General features: G+C 30.9%; 14 protein-coding genes. 11 read left to right on the top strand and 3 right to left on the bottom strand.

The genetic code is table 11. The features are described 5' to 3' along the window. Positions 1-1,067: replicative DNA helicase (gene dnaB, locus BBG48_RS01165; protein ID WP_116170925.1), on the top strand; the 1,067-nt coding region annotated here is incomplete at its 5' end. Between the two features lie 157 nt (positions 1,068-1,224). Continuing rightward, the gene (locus BBG48_RS01160) at positions 1,225-1,845 is read left to right on the top strand and encodes a GNAT family N-acetyltransferase (protein ID WP_068911784.1); all 621 of its coding nucleotides are present in this window, start codon (positions 1,225-1,227) and stop codon (positions 1,843-1,845) included. 181 nt (positions 1,846-2,026) lie between these two features. Here the strand turns inward: BBG48_RS01160 and BBG48_RS01155 are convergent, their stop codons facing one another. From BBG48_RS01155 to BBG48_RS01145, 3 genes are all read right to left on the bottom strand, one after another. After that, complete coding sequence (locus BBG48_RS01155; protein WP_068911782.1) at positions 2,027-2,314, bottom strand: type II toxin-antitoxin system RelE family toxin; 288 nt, start codon at positions 2,312-2,314, stop codon at positions 2,027-2,029. A gap of 18 nt (positions 2,315-2,332) precedes the next feature. Then, entirely contained in the window at positions 2,333-2,635 is a 303-nt protein-coding gene (locus tag BBG48_RS01150; RefSeq protein WP_068911780.1) for a hypothetical protein, read from the bottom strand. A gap of 378 nt (positions 2,636-3,013) precedes the next feature. Beyond that, positions 3,014-3,319 (bottom strand): hypothetical protein, encoded by a 306-nt coding sequence (locus tag BBG48_RS01145; RefSeq protein ID WP_068911778.1) that lies wholly within the window; start codon positions 3,317-3,319, stop codon positions 3,014-3,016. Between the two features lie 120 nt (positions 3,320-3,439). Between BBG48_RS01145 and BBG48_RS01140 the strand changes: the two genes are divergently transcribed. From BBG48_RS01140 to BBG48_RS01100, 9 genes are all read left to right on the top strand, one after another. Further along, positions 3,440-3,814: a BlaI/MecI/CopY family transcriptional regulator gene (locus tag BBG48_RS01140; RefSeq protein ID WP_068911776.1), complete on the top strand. Its 375-nt coding sequence runs from the start codon at positions 3,440-3,442 to the stop codon at positions 3,812-3,814. Positions 3,815-3,823: 9 nt separating this feature from the next. Beyond that, positions 3,824-5,206: a M56 family metallopeptidase gene (locus BBG48_RS01135; protein WP_094754339.1), complete on the top strand. Its 1,383-nt coding sequence runs from the start codon at positions 3,824-3,826 to the stop codon at positions 5,204-5,206. Positions 5,207-5,222: 16 nt separating this feature from the next. After that, positions 5,223-6,290, top strand: a complete 1,068-nt coding sequence (locus tag BBG48_RS01130; protein WP_068911774.1) for an immunoglobulin-like domain-containing protein — start codon at positions 5,223-5,225, stop codon at positions 6,288-6,290. Positions 6,291-6,398: 108 nt separating this feature from the next. After that, the gene (locus BBG48_RS01125) at positions 6,399-6,968 is read left to right on the top strand and encodes a hypothetical protein (protein ID WP_068911772.1); all 570 of its coding nucleotides are present in this window, start codon (positions 6,399-6,401) and stop codon (positions 6,966-6,968) included. Between the two features lie 39 nt (positions 6,969-7,007). Continuing rightward, positions 7,008-7,619 carry a hypothetical protein gene (locus tag BBG48_RS01120; protein ID WP_068911770.1) on the top strand — a complete coding sequence of 204 codons (612 nt, stop codon included), beginning with the start codon at positions 7,008-7,010 and terminating at the stop codon, positions 7,617-7,619. A 102-nt stretch (positions 7,620-7,721) separates the two neighbouring features. Further along, positions 7,722-7,946, top strand: coding sequence for a PF20097 family protein (locus BBG48_RS01115; protein ID WP_068911768.1), 225 nt, complete (start codon positions 7,722-7,724; stop codon positions 7,944-7,946). Positions 7,947-8,002: 56 nt separating this feature from the next. Continuing rightward, a complete protein-coding gene (locus BBG48_RS01110) occupies positions 8,003-8,344 on the top strand; it encodes a hypothetical protein (protein ID WP_068911766.1) in 342 nt (113 codons plus the stop codon). Between the two features lie 80 nt (positions 8,345-8,424). Continuing rightward, positions 8,425-9,063: a hypothetical protein gene (locus BBG48_RS01105; RefSeq protein ID WP_068911764.1), complete on the top strand. Its 639-nt coding sequence runs from the start codon at positions 8,425-8,427 to the stop codon at positions 9,061-9,063. A 33-nt stretch (positions 9,064-9,096) separates the two neighbouring features. Continuing rightward, positions 9,097-9,453 (top strand): hypothetical protein, encoded by a 357-nt coding sequence (locus tag BBG48_RS01100; RefSeq protein WP_068911763.1) that lies wholly within the window; start codon positions 9,097-9,099, stop codon positions 9,451-9,453. The last annotated feature ends 131 nt before the right edge of the window (positions 9,454-9,584 follow it).

Raw genomic sequence — 9,584 nt, 5'->3', positions numbered from 1 at the left:
ATATTACATCACTGTCTACAAATGTGGATTTTTCAAAAAATGCAGAGTATTATGCAAGAATAGTAAAAGAAAAATCTGATTTGAGAAGAGTCATTAAATCGTCAAATGAAGTCATAGGCTATGCAATGTCAGGAAAAGACATACAAGACGTTTTGGAGCTGGCAGAGCAAAACATATTTAATATATCTCAGGATAAGACAAACAGAGGCTTTTCTTCAATAAAAGAAGTATTAAATTTGACCTATGACACCATCGAGCAGAACTATAAAAATAAAGGCAGACTTACAGGCATAGATACAGGCTTTGCAGATTTAAATTACATCACAAACGGACTGCAAAAAACAGACCTGATACTTGTTGCTGCAAGACCAGCTACAGGTAAGACCGCCTTTGCATTAAACCTAGCTATGAACGCCGCAAAAAAAGGTGGCTCAGTAGCAGTATTTTCCTTGGAAATGAGTAAGACCCAGCTGGCACAAAGAATATTATCAGCTACATCCAAAGTAGAAATGAAAAATATAAAATCAGGCGATATATCTGAGGACGAGTGGAAAAATCTGATTGATGGCATATCCATGATGAATGACTATAAGATTGAAATAGACGATGATGCAGGCATAAATGTTACAGCCATAAGGTCACTTTGTAGAAAACTCAAAATGCAAAAAGGCTTGGATTTAGTAGTAATAGATTACTTGCAATTGATGCAAGGCTCAACTAAAACAGAAAACAGGCAGCAAGAAATATCAAACATCTCACGAAACCTAAAAATACTAGCAAAAGAACTGGACTGCCCGGTAATAGCCTTGTCACAGCTATCAAGAGCACCTGAACAACGTACAAACCACAGACCTATGTTATCAGACCTTAGAGAGTCAGGAGCTATCGAACAAGACGCAGACGTGGTTATGTTTTTGTACCGCGATGAAATATACGACCCGGACACAGATAAAAAAGGCATAACAGAAGTCATACTGGCTAAGCATAGAAATGGTGAAATCGGTACAGTAGAGCTAAAGTGGCTGGGAAAATATCAGTTATTTGCAGATTTAGCAAAATTCTTTTAAGTAAAACAAAAAGGATATAGCTTATCGCTATAAGCTTTGTGAAAAAAGATAAAAAATAAAAAATAAAATGCGATTATCTTCACTTAAATATTTTATAGTGAAAATGGTCGCATTTAAATTAGAAAAAATATATAAGCATTAAGTATAAGGTCGCATAATGAATATTTTTATCGATGAGACGGGTAAAAAAGTCAAATTAAAAAATATGAGAGTATCACAGGTCAAGCAAATGACACAGTGGGGTTCGCATAAAGATAGACTTTTTGCCGACTATGACTTCCCTAAATTTGAAAATGACGAAATCATCCGGTGGTTTAAAGTAAAGTCTACCGGTAATAGGGCAATTGTAGCCATAACAGATTTTTATGGAGAAGTGGTAGGCTATATTTCGCTAAGAAAAATCAGAACCTTTTTTAAGACAGCAGAGTTTGGAGTAGTGCTAAATCCTGATAAAATCGAAAACGGCTACGGTACAGATGCACTAAACACACTTGCTAAATGGTTTTTCAATAAACTAAAATATAAAAAACTTTATCTTACAGTCGCAAAATATAACGACCGAGCTTATAGAATATACAAAAAAATGGGATTTGAAGCCCTAAAATTTACCGAAGAAAGCTTTGATAACTACGAAATAAACCCTCTCAGTGATGACAAGTATAAAAGTATTTCCAAATATTTTACAGTAAAAAGAGGAGGCATCTTCGTAAGCTGCATAAAAATGCAGCTAACAAGAGAAAAATTTGAAGAAAGTAAATATTTAAAAAATTATATATAAATTAATGATGTAAGGTGACGGGGGTTATGTCCTATTTTTTTGGACACTGCCTGACCACATTGTTCTATTATGCCACTGCAAAAGACTACAACTGGTAAATAAAAAGGACTGTTTACAAAAAAATGTAAACAGTCCTTTTTTCAAAAATTTTATACTAAGACTTAATTAAATCGTCTTAACTTTAACTTTTGTAAATATCTCCTGTGCTGTCGATTTGCAATACAAATACTTTTAATACATTATCAACCACTGTAAATATTGCTTTGTATTTGCCTAGCCTTAATCTAAATAAGTCGTCTACGTCTTTACCTTTAATTTTTTTGATGTCATAATTTGAGCAAAGTGGATGGTCTTTTATTATTTCTCTAAATGCTTTCAAAAACTTAGTACCTTCAATCGGAAGGTTTTTAATAAACTTCTGAGCGTCTTTTGATATGAATAATTCATACTTGTACTTCGTTGAAGTCATTTTAATACCTCTGTATGATTAATCAGTAAATTCGACTTTTACAAATCCATTTAAGTTAGTATAGTCTAGATTTTTTGAGTCTATTTCTTTTTGTTCGTATTCATCAATAAATTTGCAATTATTATTTAGAAATGACAATAAATCTTCATTTTCCTGCTGTTGGATTTGTTTTACAGACAAAGTTCTGATTGCCTCAGAAAAGCTTTGATTAACGGAGTATGCATATTGTTTTATTATATCGTAATCACCTTGAAAAATTGTAATAGTCTTTCTTAGCATAGCATAGTCTACCGCATGAGATTTTTTATCATAAGGTCTCATTTTAGTTCTCCTTTTAAGCTTTTACTATATAACTGGCATTAATGCTCATTATTAGTATTTAATATAAAGCTATTATACATTTAATCTAAAAGTTTCATCAGTTTATATTTCAGTTTTAAGCTAATAATTAACAATAAAGCTCATATTATTTTTCATGGATACTTGACATAAATATATTATTTAAATGAATTTTTTTAAGTATAACTATTGATTAATTTTCTAAATTAATATATACTCAAAATGAAAATAAAATTGTTTAGAATGTGATTGCTAATAGTGTTAATTGTATAGTGTAAAATACTAATCAATAATACACCAGTTTTTTAGCATTATCAGATAAAATGGCTAGCTTTTCTTCGTCTTTTAGGCGTGAGTTTCTTATATATATTCTGCTGCTGTTATATATTTTTTATCTTTAAAATACGGAAAATAACTGCCCATTAACAGATGGGCAAATCCTAATATTTCTGCTGAATTAAGTAAGGCGGCCTCCAAAAAGTTTGCGGTATCAAAATAAAAACTTTTCTTTAGAGTTTCTAAAGGGTTGTTTTCAAAAGCGTTCCAATCTTCATTTATCGCTATATCAGTTTGTGTTGAGCCTAATCGTTTTAAAGTTTCCAAATATTCAATAGGCCATAAATGGGCGTGTGTGTCAATAGCATAGTTTTTTAAATTTTTACACAAAAAAATCACCTTTTCTAATTTAATAAAAAACTTTATATACAAAATTATAATTACTCTAATTAATAATTATAAAAAAAAGATTACTTAAACAAATTTATCTAATGCAAATAAGGAGGAAAAATGGAATTTTCAAATGGAGAGTTGACAGTGATGCAGACTCTATGGGCTGGAGATTGCTTGGACGAAAATGGTGAGATACAAGCCTTGGAGCTGGCAAAGCTACTTAATGAAAAGTATGGTATTGGCAAGACCTCTTGCTATACATTTTTTGGTAGACTGCTGGAAAAGGGTGCAATCACAAGAAGATATCCTAAATATACAATAAAGCCTATTGTAAAAAGAGAAGAGGCACTAAAAAATAAACAGCAGGAGGCTATTGATAATTTATTTAGCGGTTCATTTGTAAAGCTATTTTCTGCGTTCGTATCTGAGAAAAAAATTAGCAAAAAGGAGCTGCATGAGATACAGCAAATTATTGAAAAAATTGATGAATAGGATAATATCATGTATTTAGAATTAATTACTGTCACATCGCTGGATAAAAGCGTAACCAGTATTTTTATGATAGCGATGATACTGCTGGTGAGGAAAAATTTTAATCTAAACAGCAACAAGTATGCAAATATAGTTTTGTGGTCTATACTTTTTGCGTATCTTATAATACCGCTAAATCTTTTGTTGGTAATTGACAAAAAAAATATGACAGGGATAGGGCAAAGTATTTTTGCACTTGCGGACTCATTCGTATATTATTACGAGGGTGTTATATACACTCTTGGCAGTGTGCTTTACACTAGAAATAGAGTTATTGTAGCACTGTTATTAGTGCCTTATGTGATATATCAAATAGTTAAAATGACAAGAGCTGTCAAAAATTCTGTACCTATAGAATATGATGACACTATGAAGCAATGTATGGGGCTGTTTAATATAAAACGTAAGCTCAAAATAATGCTAAATGACGATATCAAAGTACCGATTACATATGGTATTATTGAGCCTAAAATAATATTGCAATCAAGAATACTTGCTGACAAAAAATTATTAAAATATGTGTTAATTCACGAGCTTATTCATATAAGCAAATATGACATAATATGGAGTCATTTAAAATATGTTGTGGCTTGTATATATTGGTACAATCCATTTGTATTTGTTACACTAAAATATGTAGAAGATGATATAGAGATACTTTGCGACAAGCTTGTATTAAAAAAGCTTGGTATTACAAAGGAGCACAAAAAAGAATACCTTGAGTCCATGCTAAAGCTGGTTGAAGTAGAGGATGAAAAAAATGGCAACATTTCATTAAAATTGCACCCTACATTAGATAGAGCTAAGATACTCACAAAATACCACGAAAAATTATCAGGCAGTATTGTTTTAATTTTGGTAGTGTTACTTAGCCTACTATCATTTACGAATGTGTGGACACATGATGAAAATACAGTAGTGGTAGATGGTGAGCCGGTGCAATACCAACCTGTCTTGACTAGCAAAGTAGAACAAATTACAAATGCTACATACGATAAATTAAATTTAGGAGTTATAGAGCCACTAATACAAAAAGATGTTGAGCAATATTGTGAAAATGTAAAGCTGGAAGAATTTGGGCATAAAGGGTACAAATTGGACACATCAAGATTTATGGACAAAAGTCATGATGACATTGCAATAAAAATAAGTGACCTAAAGTCAAAATCAGACATTGAGTATGAAATAATAATTTTAGATCAAGAAAACGTCATTTATAGAGATATGTTTTATGATAAAGTAGAGCTTTTGGTAAGAGCTGAAAAAAACAGCAGATACGAAATAATACTTAGAAACAGTAGCTCAAAATCACTTAAATATAGCATAAATATCAACAGTTGCACAAAAAAATAATCATTGGAGGGTAGAAATGAAGTGTGATAATAGAAATTCTGCGAAAGCTGTCTTAATAGCAGTATTAGCTCTTATATCATTAAGCGTGTTGTTAGCTCATATAGTGTCAGAAAATATTTTTATAGCGATGTCACAAGCAGAGCAAGAAAAATTGCCTAAACTAGATAGTATGTATGTAAAGAAGTTTAACAAGCTCAATGCAGTAGTTGATGACTATGGTCATATCACTGTAAAAAAACTCAATTACTATAAAAAATTTCAACAAGAGCTGGGCATAAATTTGCTGGACAGCGAATTGACTAAAGACAATCAGTATGTAGTAACAACTCTAAAAACAGACAATAAAGACTACGCTAAAATCAGATGTGAAAACTTTATTTTAGGAGACACTAAAAATTATAAGTATATTCAAGGCGATAGCAGATATACCTACGATAGAGGAGAAGAGTACCTCACACCTATTTCACTTGATGTAGCAATAATGCTGAGCAAAGAGCAAAAAGAAAGTGGATTGCAAGTAGAGTATCTAGGAATGTATAAATTTAAGGAGAGCTATTTATCAGCTAGGGGCTATAAAGTAAATATCGTAGAGGATACAGCATCTAAAAATGGCGAAGAAAATATATCACAAAAAATAGCAGTATTTGTAGCTGATGGAGTGCAATACACTATAGAGGGCAGGACATCGCTGGAAAATATAAAAGCTATAGTGGACAGCATGGAGCTTAAAAATAATTTAGGCTTAAGCTTTACTGTAAAAAATGCTACAAAAACAGGAGCAACATTAATATTTAATCAAAGTAACGCTAAACCTACAGCAGAGCTGATAACAGGCGAGTATTACGAAATAGAAAAGCTGATAAATAACAACTGGGAAAAAGTAAAAATAAAAATATCAGATTTAGGTTGGAATGATGTAGCATATAAAATAAAAAATAACGATACAACCGAAATGAAACTAGATTGGTCAAAGGTTTATGGAGAATTATCCAGTGGCAGGTATAAAATATCAAAAGAAGTGACAGATTTTAGAGAGGCTGGAGATTTTGACGAATATGAATTCTACGCAGAATTTGTATTATAATAATTATAAATGCCTACTGTAGGGGACAACTTTGCTTACCTAAGTTTATAGAATTATAATTAAAATAACTTGTTGCAGTTTAGTATTAGATTTTCTGAAAGGTATAAAATGAAAAAGAGAAGATATCCAATTATTTTTCTTAGCCTTATTTTATTTATTATTTTGACCTCTTGCACTGGTAGTCAAAATGATAAAATAGAAACAGATACAAAAGACTCACAACTATATGCCAGATTTTCGTCGTACCTTAATTATTACTATTCTATGGACTTATTTTCTTATGAAGATATAGTAAATGGCATAATAGAGGACAAAGACAGTGACTACATACTTGGCAGGGTAGATGCAGTAATTAAGTATTCGCCTGTTTATTTAAGCCTTGCTTGGACTGCACAAAAAAATATGGACGAGCCAGTAATGTCTGAGGATTTATTTAATGCTATATCTAATCTTGATAGAGCAAGAATTAATCACTTAACGCTTATCAAACATAAAATTTTAGATGGAGAACTAAATTCACTAGACCTAGAAAAGTATAAAAAGTTATCTAAAGCTTTAAGAGGTTTAAATATTGACGTTACCCATTTAGATAACGAAAAAGAGTATATAGAAAACTTAAACAATTGTATAGATATCATATCAAAATTAGAAAACAAAAAGACTAAACAATATGAATAGAAAAAATATGAAAAGTGCTTTAAGTGAAAGGGTAGAAGAATGAAGAAAATAATTTTAGGTTTATTGGCTATAGTTTTTATCTTGGTATTTATGAATTTTTCCTTTGCTGGTGATGTACCGGAGGCTCTTTTGATGATGGAAGAGTCTCAAACCTACATAGGAGAGATTACAGAAATTAGAGACGATAGCATGAAAGTGATACAAAAGTATAATTTCAAGGGGGAATTTACTAAAGATAAAGAGTACACTTATAAATTTGTAAGTGAAAAGCCGTTAAATATTTCTGTTGGAGAGCAAATAGTTTGTGGAGATATTGGAAATAGTGACTATAAAGCCATATACACAGATGTTTACTATTATAAAATAGACAGCTTTGAAAACGGCAAGATTAAATTACTAGACCCATATGATATGACAAAAAGGCTGGAGGATTATATAAATAATGGAGATTTTGCAAAAGCTGAGCAGGAAAGAATAAAAAAACTTAATGAAAAAGCTCAGCTTGAGGCTATTGAAGAAAGTAATAAAAATAAAGCAGATGGAACTACCAGTGTATGGGTTAAAAATTATAGCGTTTCTTATATAATGATTGGGGTTGTGGTAGTTATTACGTTAGCAATCGCAGTAGTGTTATTAGGAAAAAATAAGTAAACAGATGCTAGAATGTTTCCAATTTATTTGGGCATTTACTCTGCACAATTGTTATAAAACATTGACCGACTATTAAATATTTTAATTAATGAGGTGTTGATATTGGATTGTCCGAATTGTGGGAAAGAAATGCAAAGTGGATTTTTACAAGCTGGAAATATTATAGCCTTCAATAAAACTAGACATAAGCTGTCTCTAAATCCTAAAGATCAGGACGATGTAATGATAGCGAGCAAGGCTATATTTAGTACGGATTTTAATGGCTTTATTTGTAAAGTTTGTGGCTTGGTTGTATTTGACTACAAAAATTCTATTTCAAGATTATGATGACAAATAGCAGTTTAAAGTATGTGCAACTTAGAATTTTTAGAGAGGAGCTGGTGATGGAAAAATTTAGAAAAATGTTACCATATTTGCTTGCAATGATTTTTGCCTTTTATATATTGCCATTTCTTATTATAGATACCGGAAGTGGTATGTTTATACTGTTAATTGGTATTCCAATGATATGCTACATAGTTTCTATGATTTATGGCATAAAAAATTCGTTTAATTTGTTATATCCATTGTTTATTATGCTACTATTTGCCCCAAGTATATTTATATTTTATAATGATAGTGCCACTATTTACATTGTCATATATGGCTCAATCTCTCTAATTGGGAATTTTATAGGAAGCTTAATTCGCAAGAGAAAACAACTCAATAAATCTAAGTTTTTATAGTTAAAAATTTTGACTATGTGATTGTTTTGTTTTGTTTGTTACACCATTTACGAAAATAAATTCTTAGAGGATATATAGTTATGAAAAATATATTATCAATAGCATTAGTAATTGTTTATTTGATAGGGTTGTCAGCGTGTGGTAATCAAAATGACAAAGTCAATAAAAATATGTATATAGAGCCGGCTCAGCTTTCGCAGACAGAAGAGGATATAGGAGAGCTACTTGGCTTGAATGAAAATCGTATGATATATGATTTTGTGCTACAAGATGGAGTACAGACTATGAAAAAAAGTACATACGTGTTAGCAGATGGCAAATGGGAGGTGTTGTCCAGTGAAGTAGGTGAATTTAAAGATACGAAAGGTAGGATTGCACTTGGGTTTGACTATATAGCTGATGGAGTGTGGACAGCCACTCAGTCTGAAAATCAAAAGGGGAAAACCTCATATAAACCTATGGAGGCAGAAGATTTAGGCAATCTTGGAGTAGCGACAACAAAATTAAATGATAAAAGTGAAATAGTATACGATAAGGAGATACCTGTAGCTTTGCAGGTTATGACCTCAAAAAATGAAATATATTCAGAATCGGTATCAGGATTTTTTGAACCGAATAAATTAGAAGAAAAGGAATATGAGCACGTATACGCAATCACATTATTATTCAGTCAAAAAAGCAATGCTGAATTAGAAAAACAAACGGAAGGTAACCAATAACAAATTAGAAAAATACAAGGACTACTGTAAAATATGAAAAAACATATAAAAAAAGTAATAATTATAACAGTATTGTTTCTTGCATTATTTGGGATATCAATATTAATTTCTTTAGAGAAATTTAATGTAGAAAATCCATTTTCAGTGGCTATAGGCTTATATAAAATTACATTTACAGATACTGAATATGTAGAAATACAAGAATATCCAAAAGTAATTATTGCAAAGCCGGATAATGCAGGTGACTTATTATATAAATACATGGAGGAAAAGGGTTATATAGAAAGTGACCGATTTGGAGCAATAATTGAATTTACTCAAGCAGAAAGTATGAATTTTGTGGAATTTTCTGTAAATGGATACTATTCATTGTGGAAATGGAACGAATAAAAATAAGTAAACTACAAATTGCGGTTTTTATAGTTAAACAATTTTGAATTTATATATGCAGTATGTTTTTTACTTTCAGCCTGCGGTATTAAAAATTACTCAGTTGTTAAAGTAATCATAACTGTTGATAA

The organism is Criibacterium bergeronii (genome assembly GCF_001693775.2).
In the GTDB taxonomy this organism is placed as follows: Bacteria; Bacillota; Clostridia; order Peptostreptococcales; family Filifactoraceae; genus Peptoanaerobacter; species Peptoanaerobacter bergeronii.
The sequence above is the reverse complement of the archived record's forward strand: the minus strand, read 5'-3'. Positions and strand labels throughout refer to the sequence as shown.

Bases quoted from the DNA above. Each gene is read 5' to 3' on its own strand.
- BBG48_RS01160 (WP_068911784.1), top strand. From the start codon at position 1,225: ATGAATATTTTTATCGATGAGACGGGTAAAAAAGTCAAATTAAAAAAT.
- BBG48_RS01155 (WP_068911782.1), bottom strand. From the start codon at position 2,314: ATGACTTCAACGAAGTACAAGTATGAATTATTCATATCAAAAGACGCT.
- BBG48_RS01150 (WP_068911780.1), bottom strand. From the start codon at position 2,635: ATGAGACCTTATGATAAAAAATCTCATGCGGTAGACTATGCTATGCTA.
- BBG48_RS01140 (WP_068911776.1), top strand. From the start codon at position 3,440: ATGGAATTTTCAAATGGAGAGTTGACAGTGATGCAGACTCTATGGGCT.
- BBG48_RS01135 (WP_094754339.1), top strand. From the start codon at position 3,824: ATGTATTTAGAATTAATTACTGTCACATCGCTGGATAAAAGCGTAACC.
- BBG48_RS01130 (WP_068911774.1), top strand. From the start codon at position 5,223: ATGAAGTGTGATAATAGAAATTCTGCGAAAGCTGTCTTAATAGCAGTA.
- BBG48_RS01125 (WP_068911772.1), top strand. From the start codon at position 6,399: ATGAAAAAGAGAAGATATCCAATTATTTTTCTTAGCCTTATTTTATTT.
- BBG48_RS01120 (WP_068911770.1), top strand. From the start codon at position 7,008: ATGAAGAAAATAATTTTAGGTTTATTGGCTATAGTTTTTATCTTGGTA.
- BBG48_RS01110 (WP_068911766.1), top strand. From the start codon at position 8,003: ATGGAAAAATTTAGAAAAATGTTACCATATTTGCTTGCAATGATTTTT.
- BBG48_RS01105 (WP_068911764.1), top strand. From the start codon at position 8,425: ATGAAAAATATATTATCAATAGCATTAGTAATTGTTTATTTGATAGGG.
- BBG48_RS01100 (WP_068911763.1), top strand. From the start codon at position 9,097: ATGAAAAAACATATAAAAAAAGTAATAATTATAACAGTATTGTTTCTT.